This window comes from Phycisphaerae bacterium (assembly GCA_012729815.1).
Classification (GTDB): domain Bacteria; phylum Planctomycetota; class Phycisphaerae; order JAAYCJ01; family JAAYCJ01; genus JAAYCJ01.
In genome coordinates this window covers 58,383-77,155 of record JAAYCJ010000133.1, presented here as the reverse complement: position 1 = coordinate 77,155, position 18,773 = coordinate 58,383, and the positions used below count along the sequence as shown (strand labels likewise).

16 protein-coding genes are annotated in these 18,773 nt (G+C 64.9%); all 16 read right to left on the bottom strand.

The genetic code is table 11. The features are described from left to right. Positions 1 to 2,378: glycosyltransferase (locus GXY33_09265; protein ID NLX05320.1), on the bottom strand; the 2,378-nt coding region annotated here is incomplete at its 3' end. Further along, on the bottom strand, positions 2,368 to 3,900 hold the full coding sequence (locus GXY33_09260; protein ID NLX05319.1) for a DUF362 domain-containing protein: 1,533 nt from the start codon (positions 3,898 to 3,900) through the stop codon (positions 2,368 to 2,370). The genes GXY33_09265 and GXY33_09260, both read right to left, overlap by 11 nt. 43 nt (positions 3,901 to 3,943) lie before the next feature. Continuing rightward, entirely contained in the window at positions 3,944 to 5,113 is a 1,170-nt protein-coding gene (locus GXY33_09255) for a glycosyltransferase family 4 protein (protein ID NLX05318.1), read from the bottom strand. Further along, positions 5,110 to 6,279: a glycosyltransferase family 4 protein gene (locus GXY33_09250; GenBank protein ID NLX05317.1), complete on the bottom strand. Its 1,170-nt coding sequence runs from the start codon at positions 6,277 to 6,279 to the stop codon at positions 5,110 to 5,112. Before GXY33_09250 ends, GXY33_09255 begins: the two co-directional genes overlap by 4 nt. Beyond that, positions 6,276 to 7,832, bottom strand: coding sequence for a hypothetical protein (locus GXY33_09245; GenBank protein NLX05316.1), 1,557 nt, complete (start codon positions 7,830 to 7,832; stop codon positions 6,276 to 6,278). The genes GXY33_09250 and GXY33_09245 overlap by 4 nt, the downstream gene beginning before the upstream one ends. A gap of 41 nt (positions 7,833 to 7,873) precedes the next feature. Further along, on the bottom strand, positions 7,874 to 8,806 hold the full coding sequence (locus tag GXY33_09240; GenBank protein NLX05315.1) for a glycosyltransferase: 933 nt from the start codon (positions 8,804 to 8,806) through the stop codon (positions 7,874 to 7,876). A 60-nt stretch (positions 8,807 to 8,866) separates the two neighbouring features. Further along, positions 8,867 to 9,103 (bottom strand): acyl carrier protein, encoded by a 237-nt coding sequence (locus GXY33_09235; protein ID NLX05314.1) that lies wholly within the window; start codon positions 9,101 to 9,103, stop codon positions 8,867 to 8,869. Further along, a complete protein-coding gene (locus tag GXY33_09230; protein NLX05313.1) occupies positions 9,081 to 11,132 on the bottom strand; it encodes an HAD-IIIC family phosphatase in 2,052 nt (683 codons plus the stop codon). Before GXY33_09230 ends, GXY33_09235 begins: the two co-directional genes overlap by 23 nt. Then, positions 11,122 to 11,646, bottom strand: coding sequence for a serine acetyltransferase (locus tag GXY33_09225; protein NLX05312.1), 525 nt, complete (start codon positions 11,644 to 11,646; stop codon positions 11,122 to 11,124). The genes GXY33_09230 and GXY33_09225 overlap by 11 nt, the downstream gene beginning before the upstream one ends. Positions 11,647 to 11,736: 90 nt before the next feature. Continuing rightward, on the bottom strand, positions 11,737 to 12,693 hold the full coding sequence (locus tag GXY33_09220) for a sulfotransferase (GenBank protein ID NLX05311.1): 957 nt from the start codon (positions 12,691 to 12,693) through the stop codon (positions 11,737 to 11,739). A 24-nt stretch (positions 12,694 to 12,717) separates the two neighbouring features. Further along, a complete protein-coding gene (locus tag GXY33_09215) occupies positions 12,718 to 14,046 on the bottom strand; it encodes an NAD(P)-dependent oxidoreductase (GenBank protein ID NLX05310.1) in 1,329 nt (442 codons plus the stop codon). Continuing rightward, a complete protein-coding gene (locus tag GXY33_09210) occupies positions 14,043 to 15,302 on the bottom strand; it encodes a glycosyltransferase (GenBank protein NLX05309.1) in 1,260 nt (419 codons plus the stop codon). Before GXY33_09210 ends, GXY33_09215 begins: the two co-directional genes overlap by 4 nt. Then, on the bottom strand, positions 15,299 to 15,871 hold the full coding sequence (gene rfbC / locus GXY33_09205; protein ID NLX05308.1) for a dTDP-4-dehydrorhamnose 3,5-epimerase: 573 nt from the start codon (positions 15,869 to 15,871) through the stop codon (positions 15,299 to 15,301). Before rfbC ends, GXY33_09210 begins: the two co-directional genes overlap by 4 nt. Beyond that, on the bottom strand, positions 15,868 to 16,893 hold the full coding sequence (locus GXY33_09200; GenBank protein NLX05307.1) for an NAD-dependent epimerase/dehydratase family protein: 1,026 nt from the start codon (positions 16,891 to 16,893) through the stop codon (positions 15,868 to 15,870). The genes rfbC and GXY33_09200 overlap by 4 nt, the downstream gene beginning before the upstream one ends. Before the next feature lie 2 nt (positions 16,894 to 16,895). Beyond that, complete coding sequence (gene rfbF / locus GXY33_09195; protein ID NLX05306.1) at positions 16,896 to 17,672, bottom strand: glucose-1-phosphate cytidylyltransferase; 777 nt, start codon at positions 17,670 to 17,672, stop codon at positions 16,896 to 16,898. A gap of 15 nt (positions 17,673 to 17,687) precedes the next feature. After that, on the bottom strand, positions 17,688 to 18,743 hold the full coding sequence (locus GXY33_09190) for a glycosyltransferase family 2 protein (GenBank protein NLX05305.1): 1,056 nt from the start codon (positions 18,741 to 18,743) through the stop codon (positions 17,688 to 17,690). Positions 18,744 to 18,773: the final 30 nt, after the last annotated feature.

The window sequence follows — 18,773 nt, the reverse complement described above, 5'->3', positions numbered from 1 at the left end:
CCGCAGCGCGGGCAGCGGTCGGCGACATACTCGGCGGTGTCGCCGGAGCGATAGCGAACAAACGGCACGACCTGATTGATGAACCCGGTGGCGACGATCTCGCCCCGCTGTCCCGGCGTGGCGACGGTCCGGCCGGCGCCGTCGAGGAGTTCGAAATAGCCGTAGGTCGGCCAGACGTGGTAGTCGCCGGTGTGTTCGCACTCAGCGGCGAGGACGAGCTTTTCGGTATGGCCGTAGCAGGAGAAGTAGCGGCAGCCGAAGACCTCCTCGACCATCCGTCGCTGATCCGGATAGACGATCTCGGATTCGGCGATGATGCCGCGGATGTTGTCCGGGGCGGACCGGCCGCAGCGGAGAATGTGGCGGGCCAGGGCGAGCACCGATGACGGATAGACGTGCAGGAAGCACGGCCCGAGACCGGCGATGTGGTCCAGATACCGGCCGATGTTCTCGTCGCTCAGATGAAAGCTGCTATAGTAGTGGTGGCGGAGGATCGGCTCGTACTCGTGGTGCAGGCCGTCGGCGTCCGGTCGGACTACGTGGCCTCGCAGCACCGCCAGCGGCATGCCAAGCCGGTATCCGGCCCGCCGCCAACTGGCGACCAGGAAGGCGTACTCGACCGACGACCGGTCGGAGTTGATGTAGAAGTGCAGAGGCATGCCGCTGGTGCCGCCGGTGGAGACCATATCAACCCCGTCCGAACGGGGATTGATCGTGCACATTCGCGGCAGGTGCCGCCGAATGGTCTGGCGGTCGATGGTGGGCAGGCGGCGAAGCTCGTCCGGATCGGCCAGGCTGCGGGGGTCGAATCGGACCTGCCGAAACATCTCTTGATAGAACGGGGTCGTCTCCCCGGCCAACTGCAGGACCTGGCGAAGGCGGTGCAACTGATACCGCCGGATGCGGGAGTCCGTCCAGCGTTCGCTGTGCTCGATGAAGTATGTCTGGCGGCTGAACTGCGAACCCAGCAGGCAGCGCGGCGGCACCAGGGTCAGCGGCTTGGCGGCGAGGCGCTTACAGGCGGGCGGAACCGCTTTGAGCCACCACTGGTAGAGTCGCGAAGCCGTGGAGCCGTGGGCGATTTCGTCAGCCGGCGGACCCAACGGACCTTTCGGCGACGGCTTGGCAGTCGGACTGCGGACCGCTGCGGTCAGGCACTGCTGCCACCGGCGGGTGACGTTCATGATCGCGTTGTTCTCGGCGGCGGCGATGCGGGCCGCCTCCGAGCAGCGTTGCCGGAGGTCCGGATCGGACAGCACGCGGTCGCACCGCGTGGCGTAGGCCTCGAAGTCTCCCGGCGGAACCAGGTAGCCCGTCCGGCCGTCCTGGACCAGATCGCCCAGGTCGCCCACGTCCGCCACCACCGGCACCGCGCCGGCCGCCATCGCCTCGGCCATGGCGATCGACAGCCCTTCGGAACGCGAAGTGAGGACGAAGACCTTTGTCCGCCTCAGCACGTCCTCGACCTCCTGGACGTGGCCCAGGAACTCAACCGTACCGTCCAGTCCCAACCGTGCCGCTTCGTCCCGCATCGCCCGATCGAGGGCGCCACCGCCGACCACCGCCGCCCGCACGTTCGGACGGCGTCGGCAGAGGGCCGCAACGACGTGGAGGAACTGCAGCGGCTGCTTGATCGGTTCGAGCCGCCCGACGTAGGCCAGGTCGTAGACCCGCTCACGGTCGCCGGCAAAACGGTTGGTGTCGATACTGCCCGGAATGATCGCCACCGCCCGGACCGACCGGCGGTTCAGAAGGAAATCCCTCGCTCCCGTGCCTCGAACCACCACCGCATCGAAATGATGGACCAACCGCAAGGCCAGACGCTCCAGCAGCGGCGACGGCCAGGCCAGCCGGCCGGAAAGCGGGCACTCGGTGCCGATCCCGCCGCCGATCAGTTCGACGGGGCCGGCGGTCATCTGATAGACGCTGCGAGCCCCGATGGCTGAGGAAACCAGCAGCACCGTCAGTGCTCCTGGAACGATGTGGAACCCCATGATGATGTCCGGCCGCGTGCGGGCGGCCAGACCGGCCACCCAGATCGCCTTCGACGCGGCGCGCCCGAGCAGCCGGGTCAGCCAGGCCGGCGGATGACGGTAGGTGATCTTCTCGTGTTCGTAGGTCGGACCGTCCACCACGGCCACGATCCGCTCAAGGCACTCCGCCTCAGCCAATGGCAACAGGTGCGCCCGACACCAGTTAAGGCTGTCGAACCGCCCGGTCACGATCAGCCGCAGGCCTTTCTCACGCCGCCTCTTCGGCCGGCGCAGCTTCTGGAGCACGCCGACCGCGGCCAGACTCGTCGCGTACAGCGAGGCCTCGGTCGCCCAAACCCCGCAGCCGACCAAACGTTGCCCGATGCTTTTGCCGCTACCGCTCATCGGTCGAATCCCTCGACGGTAAATCGGCGATTTCGAGCTGCCGTCTCCAGCCGCAAGGCATCCGGAACGGCGGATCGGACCCGGCCAGATCGTCCAGACCCAGCGGCTCGGACGATCCGGCCACATGAACCCGCACCTGCTCGCGCGTCGCCGCCAATAGCGGCAGCGGATGGTCCCTCAACGCCCCGTGCAGGATCGGCAGCCGCCGCCAATCCATGCCCATGAACCGCGCGCACGCCAGATCCACCGCCAATGGGTTGGCTCCGGCGATCACCGCCCCGGCCGGCCGCGGCGTCGGGTCCAGCGGCCCTTCGCCTTCTCCGGCGACGATCCCATCGACCACACAGAACACCTGTCGGACCGGGCGATCGTGCAGGCCGCCGTCCGGGTCGGCGTAGAGCAGGATGCGGTTCAGATCGACCGCCATCCGCCAGGTGGTGTCGTTGCCGTGCCAGTTGCCCGAGCGGATGGTGCCGGCGTTGGTGTCGCCGAAGACGAGTTTGCCCAACTCCATGGCCGGCCAAGCCAGCACCGGACGCAGCGGTCCCAGCCGGCGAAAGGCCCGCTTGAACGGCGTGAGAACCGCCCGCTCCAGCCGGTGGATCGCCCGGTCGTCGGGAAACTGATCGCCGCCGTTGGACGGGCTGCCTTCCCGATGATGCGGCAGCCAATTCTTGTTGCCGTTGATGCCGACCAGGTTCTTGAGGTTGACGGTCAGCCCGACCTTCTTGTGCGTCTTGAGCTTCGAAAGGACGATCACGCAGTCGGCCTGAAGGACGGTTCGCGAAATCAGGTATTCGTGAGCGCCGTCGCGATGGTGGCGGCGGACCTCATCGATGTCGTAGTCGGCGCCGTAGATCAGGCCGCACAGGTGCTCCACTTCGGCGAACATCGACCGCTTGCCGAGATTGACCGCGGCGTAACCGGCTGGGTCGCCGGGCAGCCGGTCGTGGCCGACGATCAGGCTGTTGACCAGCCGCGCCTTTTCCGGCCGAAGGTCGATCACCTCGATTTCGAACCCGGCTGCGCGACGGTAGAAGTCCTGGATCTCGTCGAGGCCCGCGATCCGGCGGACGGCATCGAAATCGGCGTCGTTATGCGGTGCATCGGCGATGATGATCCGCCCGCGTCCAGCCAGAGCCTTGTAGGCGTAGTCGACCACGGCGCGAATGACCGAACCGTGGGTAATCAGGCAGTCGCCGTGCCCGGTCTGGGTCTGACGGAAGTCGCGAACGAAGTTGGGCTTCAGGACCACCGTCCGGCCCGGCCCGATGAACCGGCCCAACGGATTCCATTCAGCCGAGCCGAAACGCTCGCGATCGAGGTCCAGCCGGAAAAGAACCTCGCGGACGGCGGCATACGCCTCGTTGCGTTGGTCGCAAAGGGTGGTTTGGTCCAGAGGATACTCGGGATACGCCTCGGACGGCGAGAAAGGCGCGGCGGCGTAGGACCGCGCGCCCAGCGCCATCGCCACGCTCGCGTCGTTCAGAATCCCGGCTGTCTGCCGTTCAATATCCACCATGAATGCCGTTGCGTTCCTCTCCTGTCCCTCGCCAACGCGAGGCCTAGTTCGCGCCTTCGACGCGGGACCGGACACCCCCCTTGCCCGAATCGATCAACGTGCGGTACACCTCGACGGTCTTGCGGGCCACGGTGTCGGGATGGAACCGCTCCATGGCGATGCTCCGCCCCACCTGCCCCATCCGCGCCCGCAGTGCGCAGTCGGTCAGGATCCTGGCCATCCGGTCGGCGATTTCGTCGTGGTCGTCGGGTTCGATCAGGTACCCGGATTCGCCCTCGCGGATCATGAAAGGCATGCCGCAGCGGTTGGACGCGATTACCGGCACTCCCACCGCCATGGCCTCGGCGATGGCCATGGGAGAGTTCTCCTGGCGCGACGGCAACACGAACAGGGCGCTGCGGGCCAGTTCCGCCGGCAGACGGTCGTGGCGAACGTGCCCCAGAAACTCGACCCGATCGGCCAGCTTCTCGCGTTCGATGCAGGCGAGAAGGCGGTCGCGATACTCCTGCTCCCTGGCCTCGCCCGCGATGGCCACGGTCGCCTCAATTCCCCGCCGCCGGACGCGGGCGAACGCCTCGAGCACTCCGAGAGGGTTTTTGCGCTCGGTGATCCATCCGGCAAAAAAGACCCGCCCGGGCTGCTCATCGCGAGAGGTCTCAAAGAAGCGATAGTCCACGGGGTTGTCGATGTCGTGGATCCGGGCTCCGGTCAGCGGCTCGATCATCCGGCGTACGTAGGGCGTGATGGAGATGATGCTGTGCTGGTGGGACAGGCCGTACTTCTCGACCATCCGCCACAGCGGCGAACGTACCCGGGCCGCCAGGTCGCCTTCGGCCTCGAGGTTGGCGTGGTCAAAACCGTGGACGGTGAAGACGAAAGGCAGCGGCAGACCTCCCAACATCAGACCGTGGGTCTCGTGGGCGTGGACGACGTCCGGGTGCAGATCGAGGATGTAGTCCACCAGGCGTCTGCGCCCCGGCCCGCCGAGAATGTCGAGCATCTGCGGCCAACGGGACGCCGGCAGACGGTGAACCGCGGCCCCGTCGTGACGCTCGACCAGGACATCGGCCAGGTCCTTTTCCAGGGTGACCACGTGAATGTCAAGGCCGTCCAGACGGGCCAGCGAACGCACCAGGCTGACGGTCACGGACTCGACCCCGCCTCGCGGCTGATTGACGTCCCGCGGATAGCGACTGAATATGGCGACTCTCACGCCCGCCTCCCTTTGTCCCGCGAGACGTCACGAAAGACTTCCTCGAACATTCGCATGCACGCGTCCAACTGATGGTTGGCCAGGTAATACCCACGGGCCGCCCGCGACGCGGCACTCCATGCTTCGGGCGACCGAAGGGCCTGACGGATGCACCGGGCCAGCCCCGGAACGTCCTGGGCCACCCACCCCAGTTCATTATGACGAACAAGGTCGTCCGGGTCAAAGGTCGAGACGACGGGAACGCCGAGAGACCAAGCCTCAAGGAAGGTGTTGGGAAACCCCTCGTAGGCCGAGGTGCAGCATAGGAGGGAGGCACGTCGATAGAACTCGGGCATCCGGTCGTAGGCCACCCGCCCGTGCATGGTCACGTTGGGCAGCGCCGCTGCACGCTGGAGCAGCGCCCTGGTCTGGTCGTTCTCCGCGTTCGCCGCCCCCACCACCTCGAAGAACACGTCCGGACAGGCTTCGGCCACATCCAGAAGAACGCCCAGACGCTTCTCGGGACTGATGCGGGCTACCCACAGCACGCGGGCGGTCTGCGGGTCGGGTGACTCCGGCGGCTCGTAGTCCGTCTCGTCCGGGCCGTCGGTGGGAGTCCGGATCAGTCGGGATTGCAGACCGAAACCCTCCTGCAGCATCTCCTGCTGGCGGCGGGTCTGGACGACGATCCGGTCGGCATGGGTCAGGCCGTAGCGGTAAAGGAACCGTTCCCGCAGAGGCTTGAGCACCGGCAGCTTGGGATCGCAGTCGGGCTCGCTGGCCACCGAATACACGCTGCTCCGGCCGCGGCGCCGGCACCAGGCCACCATCTGCCCCAAGCCCATGTCGCCGCAGTTGTAGTAGTAGATCTCGGCGTCCGCACGCGTCATCGCTCGCCACAGGCCGGACCAGCGGGGATGGAGGAAGCGGACCACCGGCAAACCCTGGTCGCGGCGGCAGAAGCCCAGGATGCGGATGCCCTCAATGTCGGCCTCCAGACCCTGGCCCACGTCCCACGTGACCATGCTGACCTGATACCCGTGCCGGTTCAGCCATCGAGCCATCGTGGCCTGCTGGTGCTCGATGCCGCCGACGTGGCCGGTGTCCCGTCCGCTGACCGCGCCATAGGCGTTGTGGGCGACAAAGCAGATGCTCGGCTTGTTCGATGTAGGGCATTGCATGGTCATTGTGAAGGTCTCGCTCGTATAGAAAGCTCCCGATGGACGGCCCGGACGGCGGCAATGATCGGAAACGGCAGCAGCATCAGGACCACCCCAGCCCCAATGTGCTCTGCCAGCACCGCCCGCTCAGCGGCCGCGGCCAGAGCCCGCTCCATCAGGTTCGGGTAGACCGCCAGGAGCAGCAGCGCCGCCGCAACTACCGGAATCCTGCGGGTCGGCCTCTGGGCCAACCGAATCGCCAGCAGCAGACCCGGCGGCACGAACACCAGGCACATGTAGAGGAACTTGTAGCCGTCCATGAACCGTGAGTCAGCGGGGAAAAGGAATCGAAAGAGGATCAGGCCCGGCGACAGTTCCAGCGTGGGACTGCGGCGCCGCCCGTCCACGTGGGCGACCAGTTGGTACCCGTTGTAGGTCACGATGACGTGGTGCTCGTCGCGGTCGGCGAAGACGCCGGGCACCACGAGGGCCGGGTGCATGCCGTTGCGACCGGTGGCCGGCGTCCGCAGGCGAAAGGCCAGGGCGTCGCCCTCATCCTGGCCGAGGGTGAAGTTGCGCTGGTGGGGATCGGCCGATAGCGAAACGATGCGGGCGGGACCCCACTGGTCGGTGTCGCCAGTGGCAATCTTCGCTTCGACGGTGAACCGTGAGCTGCGCCGGATGGCGCGGCTCAGTTCGGTCATGGGCGCCTCGCTCTTGAGCCATCCGTGCCTGCCCAACCGTACGCCCTGACCGCTTGCAGCGTCTTGTGGATCGCCCTGCCAGACCAGCCGCGGGTTGCGGCCCGCCAGATCGTTTGGGGACTCCGGCGAAGTCAGGACGTAGTGGGCCAGCGGATCCTCGAGGTCCGAGTTCTGCCCCTTGTCGAAGATGTGGCGGATCTGCTCTTCCGACAGGTCATGGTCGAATATCCTGACTTCACGGACCCGGCCGCGCCACGGGCGTTCACCGTCCGCCTCATTGCCCAGCATCAGATGGAAGCGGTCGTCCCAGCCGTCCAGGCGGCTGGCACGTTGAAAAGGCCCGGCCAGCAGGAGCATGAGCCCCGCGTAGCCCAGAAGTCCCAGCCACAGGGCGCGAGGCGAGGTCCGCCGTCGCAGGAAGTCACCGGCCAGCGAGAGCCCATGGACAACCGTCCGGCCCCAACGCTCCAGAACACCCCACCCCGCCGCCGCCCCCACCGTGTTGGCCGCCAGGTCGAATACTGAACTCAAACGGGCGGGAAGGAATATCTGCAGAAGCTCGACCGCGGCCGAAAGGCCCAGCCCGGCGGCCAGCGCCAGAATCCCCCTGCCACAGCGGCCCAGGCCTCCAGCACCACCCGCATACGCCGCGGCGAAACCCAACGGAAGGAACAAAAAAACGTTGCGCACGACGTCGCCACGCTCCGGCGGGTCGAGCCGGGGCAGGCGGTAATTCAAACCGTAGGGTCCGTCGCCGGAGAAAAAATCGTAGGGAAAGAGGGTGACGGCCACGATGGCAGCCGCCGCCGCGGTCAGCAACCAGACCGCCCAGGTCCTCGAAAAGCCGTCCGGACCTGACCCGGCGCGGTCCGTCAAGGCCGGGCCTCGTTCCCGGCGAGGTTGGGCGGTTGGCGGCTTCATCGTCCCGTGTCACTCTCCACCGTCTGGCGGACCGGAACGGAATGGGATTTCCTGTAGGTCAGCAGCTGGCGAGCCCGCCGTCGCCCGCGGCTGGTGTAGCGGCTCAGGTACCACCGGAACGCCGACAGGCAGACTCCCAGTTTCTGGACGGGCGCGATCGGCATGCCCATGCTCCGCGAACAGATGCTCCGCGTGGCGGGCCAGAAGCTCCGGAAGTTCCGCGAAGCTTTCTTCTCCGCTTCGCCCAGGAAGTCCGCCCGCTTGTGAATGGCCACCGAGTTGGCCTTCTGGCGGAACTTGAAGAGGACCTCCGGCACGTCGGCAAACTGGCCCAGCAGCGACATCAGAGCGACGAGCACGGAGTCGTTGGCGTGAACCCGCGAAATGGGAAGCACCTGTCGCAGCACATCGGTGCGCATCAGACCGTAGAAGAGGACCCAGAAATCCGGGGCCTTCAGGACCCGCCGCAGACGCTGGACCGGGGAGCACACCCCGAGGGTGGAAGTCAGTTGGTGATGGTCGATGAGGCGGAACGGCTGGCCGTCCGGCTCGATCACCAGGCACTTCGGATACGCCAGCACCACGTCGGGCGACGCCATGGCCGCCAGGCACGTAGAGACAAATTGCGGCGCCCACAAGTCGTCGTGACTCGCCCACATGAAGTAGGGCGCCCGCGCCAGTTCCACCACGCGCTCAAAATTGGAGAACGCGCCGATGTTCGCGTCGTTGCGGTAGTAGCGAACCCGCGGATCGCGACGGGCGTACTCCCGGCAGAGCTCGGACGTGCCGTCGGTCGAGGTGTTGTCCGAGAAGATCAACTCCAGATCGCCCATCTCCTGAGCCAGCAGCGAGTCCGCCGCCTCCCGGAGCAGTTCGCCCCCGTTGTAGACCGGCATGCCGATGCTGACCCTCGGTTCACACGCCGTCATGACCTTTCTCCCCCAAAAACCATGGTCTGTTCGCATCCGCCCCACGAGCCTGCCTGTCCCTCATACCCCAGCCCTGCCCTCGAGAAAACGCCTCAATTCGCCGACGTTCCGGAACTCAGCCAGTTGATTCCCGGTGAACTGCACGCCGAAGGACTGCTCGATGCTGACCATCAGGTTGATCTGGGCCACCGAATCCCAGCCGGGAACGTCAGCCGCCGTCGTCTCGTCCGTCAACGCGATGTCCTCGCGGTTCAACACCCCGCGAAAGATCTCCTCAAGACGTTCCTGAACCGTCATCATTCTCCTCCCAGCGGTCGACCAAATCAATGAAACCGTTTTCGATGACCCCCCTGGCCGTTATATTATACTGCCAGACCGTAGTCTTGTCACGATCTTCAATCGCTTCGAAACCGTATCTGCCATAGACGTCGCCGACCATCGCATTCTTCGCCGTCGGAACGTACGTCCCGCGGAGAAGCGAACAACCGAGGCGAAGGGCCTCCACGCAGAGATGATGAAGCATCTGGGCCTCAACCGTCCGACCGATCACCCGGCAACTCATCAGCCACGTGTCGATGTCCAGGACCTCGCCCTCGCGACGGGCGATCGCCACGCTCACCAAACCGTGGTCGGCGAACCGGTCGCGAAGCCGCAGGTACAGGTGCACGCAATCCGGATCCGCCATGAATTCCCGCAGCTTTTCTGCTCCATGGCGCCGCGTGGTCAGGTTGAACTGGTTCGTCTTGCCGATCAACTGGGCGATCCGCGGCAGGTTCAGCTCGTCGAAAGGACGGACGATAGCCCGCATCTTCAGGCTGCGGTGGAAATCCTCGATCGACTCGGCTGAGGATTCGAGATCCGCGATCTGTGCTCGCGCGCGATACTGGTCGGCCCGCTGGGCGTCCTCAACGGTAAACGAAGTCGTCTCGAACATCAGGTATTCGGCGAGCGCCCGCACGTACCGCGACGGATCGGCGGGCAAGCTGATCACGTCCACCTCCGGCAGAAACTGGCGAACCGCTTCGCGCTCCACCGGGTTATCATCGAGAAGGACCAGCGAGTCCAAACCTATATTTAACTTTTCAGCAATTTCACGAATATTCTCCGGCTTTGGCCGCCAGTTGGCCGCAAAAACGGCAATATCGTCGAGCTTGATCCGCATCTCCGGGTGCTTTTCGAACGGTTCGCGAGCGTCAGCGGGGTTGTTCTTGGAGCAGACGGCCAGGATGATCCCCTTGTTCTTGAGCTTGCGGATATACTCCTGGAGGGCAACGTAGGCCTCGCCCTCAACCCCGTCGCCAAGCTTGATGCCCGCCAGCCCGTCTTCGCCGATGACCCCGCCCCAAAGCGTATTGTCCAGGTCCAGCACGAGGCACTTGCGGCTCAGGCCCAGATCGGCGGCGATTACCGCGGCGGTATGGCGGGCCAGAAGTGGGTGGGCCTCCGGTGCCACCGCATACTTGCCCAGGAACCAGAATCGCGGGTCAAACCACCGGTTTTTTCCAAACAGTGAAGATATAAGTTCAGCGTCGATGAAGGATACCCGCCCAGCCGCCTCCTCACCGAGGCGGGAATTGAGCCGTCGGGTCATGGCGTAGCGTGAACCGGGCAGGCGGCTTCCCAGGTGCCCCATGGGTGTTTCGGGAGGCAGGGCGAAGTTGTACTGGACTACCCGGGCGGCGGTCCGCTGTGAAACGGTACGCCATAGCGAGGTCCAGCGCTGCAATTCGGCTTGAATATCCCGATCAGGGTCCTGGCTCAGGTCGGGCAAAGCCAGATCACCCTCATGGACAGCCAGAAGCACGAAATCCGGCCCGAAACCGTACATTGGGCTTTGCGGGTCGATGATCTCCTGGCGGTACTGACCGTAGTGGCCCTGATAGAGTTCAAAGCGGATCCCCAACGGGGCGGCGGCCAACTCCAGCATCGGACCGAACTGGGTCGTCGTGTAACTGCTTAATAAGGCAAGCTTTGCACTGCGTTTGGAGTTCGGCATGGCCTCGACAGGCAGTCTGGCCAACAGCGCAGCGGCGGCCTGCCACGAAGCAAAGTCATCGCCGGAATCAACCACGGCCAGCGTCCAGCGCCACGCCTCCCCGTAGTCTTCCAGATCAATGCAGGTTCGTGCGAGCTTCAGACAGATATGGGCGGGAACAAGTTCGTGCCCTTCGGCGGCGGAACGATAAACGATGAGGGCCTGATCGAACCGCCCTTCCTTGCGCAGACGATCACCCTCGGCGATCGCCTCCCGCCCATCACGACGCTCTACCGCCAGACGGCTCACCGGCCAATTCCTATAACTTCTTTTCCAAGAATCATTTAGCATCCTCTTTGGGCGGCTCGGAGGTCGGCGGAATGATCCGCCCGGGGTTGGCGAAAACCGTGGCGCCCGGCGGGACGTTGGTCATTACGATCGCCCCGGGCCCGATCCGCGCGCCGTCACCGACGGTAATGCTGCCCAGGATCGCCGCGCCAACGCCGATTTCGACCTTATTACCCAATTTCGGCGCTTCGTAGGCCCGATCGTGAGTGGCGGCTCCGATGGTGACGTTGTGGCGGATGAGGCAATCGTCGCCGATGACCGCCTTGGGGTGGATGACGATGCCGCCGTGGTGGGCAATCCAGCACCGGCGGCCGATTTGTGTCGTGCGGTAAAGGTCTATGCCGTAATGATTTCGGACATAGCGATACATGAAGTGGTAGAGTCGGATAAGGATTGGGCGCAGCGGTCCGGAATCGGCGGCCCAGACCCCAAAACGGTAGACCGCGACGGCGCGGAAACCGGGCTGGCTCCAATGGCGACCGCAGGTCTGGTAGTCCTCACGGACCTTCCGCCACATCTCGGAGAAGCTCTTTCGACCACCCGTATTGTCGATTTCGTCTCGCACCATGGACCCGTGATATAGTCTATCGAATTACCGGACGTTTGTTCACCATCTGCATCGGAGTTTTCGGACCAGCCGTTGAAGAATCGCGGCGGGGCGCGAGGTGGTTCCCATGAGCCGGTCAACCATAGCGGCCAGGGCCCGATGTCTGATGGGAGCCGGGACAACGGCAAATCGGTAGCCGTAGTCGGCAAGATGCTCGTAGCCCGCGAAGGCGGAGGCGATGCGAAGCTGCTCGACCGCCGTCAGCTGCGATTTCCACTTGTCGATCTGGCCGATCTCAGGATCCCGCTCATAGGATTCGCGGTCGTAGAACACCTCATTGGTGATGGCCTCTTCGCCGAGATGGCTAAACTGCCCGGGCGAGAGCATCCGATCGGACCATTCAAGTTCCAGAAAACGGCAGACCCGGCGGGTTTCGGCCTCGGGGTCGGAGACAAGCCGTTCGTAGCTGACGGTCAGAACCCGCTGCGAAGCAGCTCCAGCGGCCGCGAATCCGGCGTCGAAGCAGCGTCGGGTGTACTCGATGCCGGCGGCGACACTGTAGGCGTAGGGATGGAGGCTCCATCCGACCTTGCGCGAGCGCCGGCCAACCTGGAGCATGGAGGCGATCACCGCCCGAGGATCGCGGATCACGTGGATCAGCCGAGCGTCGGGAAACAACTCTAGCAGTTGTGGGAATACCAGGACGTTGGGTGGGGTTTTCTCGCTGAGCAACCGGCAGCCGTTTCGGTCAGCCAGGGGCAGCAGAAGGCGCCGAATGAAGTCGCAAACCAGGCGGTCGAGATCTTCCCGGCAGCAGAAGTGATGGATGTAGCGATTGTCGATGGCGCTGCGGATACGGTCGCGGAGTTGGATAATGTCGGGAACGTAGAGAAACTCAGGCCCGCCGAGGATTTCCGGGTGACAGTCGAGCATGTTCTGGAGCAGCGTGGTGCCGGACCGGGGAACGCCGCCGACAAAGATCAGCCGCTGACCACTGAAATCTCTCTGCTCGGACAATGGATTCACCATCCTTCCCGCATTCTATCCGCTGCGTTCTGAACGACGGCATCTGGGTTCGGTAGTCATGGGCGCAGCCCAGAGGGCATCCTGCTCGCGGCGAAGTTGGTCAGCGAGGCGGCCGGGCGGGAGTTCGACGTCGCCGTAGGTCAGGACCTGATCTCTGGCAATGCCCCGGTTCAGACGGCAGCCGAGGGCCAGCCCCATGGGCAGGAGGTTTTCCCGTCGGGCCGGATCGGCGTTTTCGAGCAAACCGTAGCAGGTGAATCCGCCGATGCCGTCGAGGGTTTCGCCGGGCCGAAGGTCGCGTTTGGCGGCGGTGATTACTTCACAGACCGGGCCGCCGAGGGGGGTGACGGCCGGGTCGCCAAACAGGACGGCGCGGGCGACGGTGATCGGAACCTCCAGGTGGCAGAGGTGATATGGCGTGTAGAAAACGTAGAACGGTCCATCGCCCATCTTGTAGTAGCGCAGGTACGGCTGCTGAATGGGATCGTCGCCGTGGCCGATGACAAAGACGCCTGGTCCCGGCTCGGCCCCGAGGAGGTAGTCGACGAGGCCGTCGCCGAGGAGCTGATCGGCGGGAAAGAGGCGCGGCGCGTCGTTGACGTGGGCGGCCCGCGGGCCGTACATGCCGCGTTTGCCGCAGCGCAGGCCGGTGGCGTTGGCGACGACGGCCATTTCCATGGATATCTTGGTGCCGTCGGCGAACGAGGTGACCATGGCCGGCTTCTGGCCGTGTTTTTCGGCGAAGGCCTTCTGGGTTTCAGGGGTGCGATACGGGTCCTGGAGGCCCTTGATATTGCCGGCCAGGACGGGCCGATAGCCGATGGACCGCACGAAGCGGTAAAGGTTCATGATGACGCCGGGCTGATCGCCGTCGGCGTCGGTCAGGACAACGCCGGCTTGGTCGGCGCGGGTTTTGAGGATCGGCCCGAGCGTGGCGTCGAGCTCAGCATTCATGAGGATCAGGTGTTTCTTGTGCTCGAAGGCCTGGAGGGCGACCCGGGCCCCGTGTTCGACGTCCCCGGTGACCTCGATGATGGCGTCGATAGGTTCGGCGCGGCAGAGGAGGGAAGAATCAGCGGTGACGGCGGGAACATCATGGGCGATGGCGTCATGAAGTTGGCTGAGGCTATCGACGGTTCGCACATCATGCCGGCCGGCCTGGGTGAAGGCGTGAGCGGCGTTTGCGAGGGTGCGGTTGGCGATGGCGGCCAGTCGCATGCCGGGGGTATGGCGGATGATCTGATAGGCGATGCCGCGAGCCATGAAGCCGGCCCCGACCATACCGACTCGGATGGGCGATCCGGAGCGTTCGCGTTCTTGAAGAGCCCTGTCGACGATGATCATGTCCGTCCGCCTTTGGAGGATTGGCGGGTTTCCAAGACAGTCCTATAGAGATTCCAGTAGCGTTCGGCCTCAAGGTCGGTCGAGAATTCGGTTTGGGCCATGCATCGCGCGTTTTCGCCAAGTGTGCGGCGCAGGTCGTGGTCGCGGAGCAGTTGAACGATCCCGTCCCGCAGGTCGTCGGGGTCCTCGGGCTCGGCCAGATAGCCGGTATGGCCCGGCCGCACCAGATCGGGCACGCCGCCGACGCGGAATGAGACGACGGGCACGCCGCAGGCAAGCGATTCGAGAATGACCTGGCCGAAGGCTTCGAGGCGGGTGGGCGACACGAACAGGTCGGCGGCGGCGCAGGCGACGGCGCGAAAGCGGTCGCCGGAGATGAAGCCCATATCGATGCAGGGCACGGGGCAGCCCTGGGCGATGCTGTGGCCCCGATGGCCGGCCAGCAGCAGGACGGTCCGGGCCTTCAGGTCGTCGGGCAAACCGGCGAGGGCCCGCCTGAGCAGATCGGGTCCTTTGTTGTGTTCGCTCAGATCTCGGGCGGCGTAGAGGACGATCTGCTTGTCGAGGGGCAGTCCGAGCAGCCGGCGGCAGAGGGTCCGGTCGATGGGCTCGAAGACGTCGGTATCCACGCCGTTGGGAATCTGGTGGATGGGAAAACGGCTGAGCATGCTCTGGCGGGCCCGCTCGGTATACCACGAGCAGAGCGAAACGACGGTGAGGTCGGATCGGCGGTAGACGCGGTTCTTGAGCCGCCACTGGAGGCGCGTCGTGTCCCGTTTGGTGGAAGGCGGCGCGTCCAGGTGCGGGCATCTTCCGCAACCGGTTTTCCAGCGATCGCAATCGTAGTTGACGGCACAGTGTCCGGTGAGGCACCACATGTCGCGGATGGTCAGGATGGTGGGTTTGGCGCGGGTCAGGCGAGGCAGGACGAGGTAGTTGACGTACCAGTCGCCGCCGTGAAGCCCGTGGAGGTGGACCACGTCGGCGTCCCGGAATCGCGGGTCTCGGAGAAGCAGGAACGAACTGAGCCGGTGGAGATCCCCAAGGCCCAGAGGCGAGGTCAACAGGTAGGTGATCTGGTCGAGATGTTTGAGTCGATCGAAGGCGTGAACTTCGGGCACGCCGGTGAAGGTGCGGCGGCAGAGCATCACGGATTGGGCGCCGCATTTGAGGAGGCTCTGATGGAGGCGCAGGGCGGACATCCCTCCTCCTCCGCCGGCCGGTCCATCGCTGTTGATCAGATGCAGGACTTTCATGATTTCCCCCCCACCGGCGTCCGACCCGCTGGGGGTTGCGGTTCGAAGTCGGGCCAGGCGAGATCCTTTTCGGAGATGATGCGGTGGCCGACGGTCGGCCAGTGAATGCTGAAGATCGGATCGTCCCACCGGACGCCGCGTTCGGCTTGTGGATGGTAAGCCTCGGAGACCTGATAGAATATCTCGGCTTCGTCAACGATGGTCTGGTAGCCATGGGCGAAACCGGCGGGCAGGTAGAGGCATCGGCGGTTGTCGGCGGTCAGTTCGACAGCCAACCACTGAAGATAGGTTCGGGAACTGGGCCGCAGGTCCACCGCAACGTCATAGACCGCCCCTCGGACGCAGCGGACGATCTTGATTTCCTCGTGCGGCGGGGCCTGGAAGTGCATGCCGCGAAGCGTGCCGCGACGGTGGTTATAGGCCAGGTTGCACTGGACGACGCGGGTTTCAAGTCCGTGCCGGCGAAACTCGTCCTGGCACCAGACGCGGGCGAAGCAGCCTCGCGTGTCGGCGTGCGGCTCGATCTCGATGATGAAGAGGCCCTGAAAATTGGTTTCGATGAACTTCATGGGTTCGGGTTTGGCGGAGCGGGCAACGGCTGAAAACCCGCGGTCGCCGCGGGATGGGCGAAGAATTCACGGTACCAGGCGACGGTGCGGAGCAGCCCATCGTCGAGGGAGTGGGCGGGCGTCCATTGCAGGATCCGGCGGGCTTTTGACGCATCGAGGTACTGGTCGCGGATTTCGCCTTGGGCGTTGTCCAGGATGACCGGTTCGAGGTCGGGCCGCTCCATGATCCGCAGGATCAGGTTGGTGATGTCGAGCACGCTGACACGGGATTGGGGGCTGAAGTTGAAGGCGTGGCCGCGGACGTCGGGCCGTTCGGCGTGTTCGGCGAGGCGCAGATACGCTTCGACGATGTCGGCGACGAAGATGTAGTCGCGGATGAACCGGCCGTCGCTTCGGAGGACGGGCCGCTGGCCGAAGTGCGCGGAGCGGATGGTGCCGGGGACGATGCGGCTCCAGTTCAGGTCGCCCCCGCCGTAGATGTTGCCGCAGCGGGCGACGGCGATGGGCATCCCGTAGGTCTCAGCGTACATGGCGGCCAGCAGATCGGCGCAGCTCTTGCTGACGTCGTAAGGGTGCCGGCCGACCAGGGGCATGTCTTCGGTGTAGGGGAGAGTCTGCGGGTGGCCGTAGGCCTTGTCGCTGCTGGCGACGACGATCCGGCGGACGAGGTCGCGGTGGAGGCGGCAGGCTTCGAGAAGGTTGTAGGCGCCGCGGATGTTGGCCTCGAGGGTGGGCCATGGGTTGCGAAAGGCGGTGCCGACGATGGTCTGGGCTCCAAGGTGGATGACGGTGTCGATCTCGTGTTCGTTAACCGCGCGTTCGACGTCGGGAAAGTGTTCGAGCCGCCCGTTGACCACGGTGGTCTTGAATACGTCGCCGCTTCGGATCAACTCCGAGCGCGGATCCCAGTCGCGGATGAAGCAGACGACGGAGGCCTTCTCGGCGAGCAGGCGTTTGACGACCCACGAGCCGACGATGCCGGTGGCCCCGGTGACGAGAATGCGGTGTTGGTTCCAGTTCATGCTCAGTCGTCCCAGATCTTCCAGGCGGCGTTGCCGCTGTCCCAGAGTTCTTCGAGATAGCTGCGTTCGCGGATGGTGTCCATGCAGGACCAGAAGCCCGGATGGCGGTAGCCGACGAGCTGCTCATCGCGGGCTAGTTGGACGAGCGGTCCTCGCTCCCAGACGCACTGGTCATCCTCGATATAGTCGAGCACCTGTCGCTCGAGCACGAAGTATCCGCCGTTGATCCAGCCGTCGGAGTCCGGAGATTTCTCCATGAATTCGGCGACCAGGTCGCTGCGGAAGCCGATCCGCCCGAAACGGGCGGGAGGCAGGACGGCGGTGACGGTGGCGAGCTTTCCGTGGGCCCGGTGGAAGGCGAGCAGATTTCGCAGGTCGATGTCAGCCACGCCGTCGCCGTAGGTGAACATGAAGGTCTGCTCGTCTTGGAGCCACTTGCGAAGGCGTCCGAGTCGTCCACCGGTCTGAGTGTGCAGGCCGGTGTCGACGAGATGGACGTTCCAGTCGGGCTGTTTGTGGCTGTGGACCGCCAGGTTTCCGGTGGCGGTGTTTACGGAGATATCGTTGTTGAGGGTGTTGAAGTTCAGAAAGTAATCCTTGATGTACTCGCCCTTGTAGCCGAGGGCGATGATGAACTCGCTGAAACCGGCGGTGGAATAGATGTTCATGATGTGCCAGAGGATCGGCTTGCCGCCGATCTCGACCATGGGCTTGGGCTTCAGCACGGTTTCTTCTGAAAGGCGGGAGCCGAATCCACCCGCCAGAATGACCACCTTCATCGTCATTGTCTCCTATCAACGGAGCCCGCCTTGTCGTTGGTCCGCCGCACTCAGGTTACCTTCCCGCGGCTGTGGTTGCAAGGGCCGGTGAATACCGGAGGGCGAGCAGAGCTCCGGCACGGCGCCGCAGACGGTGCGCAGGGATTCGTAGTCCAGCCCGATATCCCAGAGGGTCTGCACGGCCCGCTCGATTCGGCGGTTGGGGCAGAGGGAGAGAAAGCTGGCGCCGTAGCCGAGAAGGGCCCACCCGAGGGAGGCATAGCGGCGGAGTCGCCAGAGCAGAGGGCTGCGGGCCAGCAGGTCGGGGGCGGGCAGGCCGCGGGTGTGTGCGATCATGCGTCCCTGTCGAAACGCCCGGCGGCGGACCATCCGCTCGCAGAGGAGTTCCGGCTGGAGGCGGTGCCCCACGATGGCCCGAGGGCAGTAGACGATCGGATGTCCCGCGCGGGACAGGCGGAGCAGAAACGTGGTTTCGCCGCCCATGATGCGGTTTTTGGGGCGAGGTCCGAAGCCGGTGGAAAATCGCCATCCCTCCGCGAAGATGTCGGATCGGAACCAGCAGTTGCCGCCGAAGGGCGTGACCCCGCTGACATAGAGGCCCTCGGTCTCGCCCCGGTCGTGAACGCCGAAACAGAAGGTCTGGATGTCCGGGAAATCCGTCCAGGAGGGCCGGCGGGGCGAGGGCCAGACGGGGTGGATTCTGCCGCCGAAGACGGTGGCACCGGGCCAGCGGTCGCAGGCGGCGGCGATCTGGCGAACCCAATCCCGCCGAGGGGTGATATCGTCATCGGTGATGGCCACGATACGGCCGAGAGGAACCTGATCGAGGGCGCGGTTCCGGGCGAAATTCTGGCCCGGGCGGGGGTCGAAGACGTATCGCAGCCGCATGTGGCGGGCAAAGGCGTCGGCCACCTGGCGGGTTTGATCGGTGCTGTTGTTGTCGGCGACGATCACCTCGACCTCAAGTCCGGCCCGATCGAGGGCGGCGATGTCCGTCAGGGTCCGGCGCAGACTTTCGGCGCGGTTGTAGGTGGTGATCAGAATCGATACATCCGGACGCTCGTCTTTCATGACCGACCCCCTCGTCGTCAAGCGAAGTAT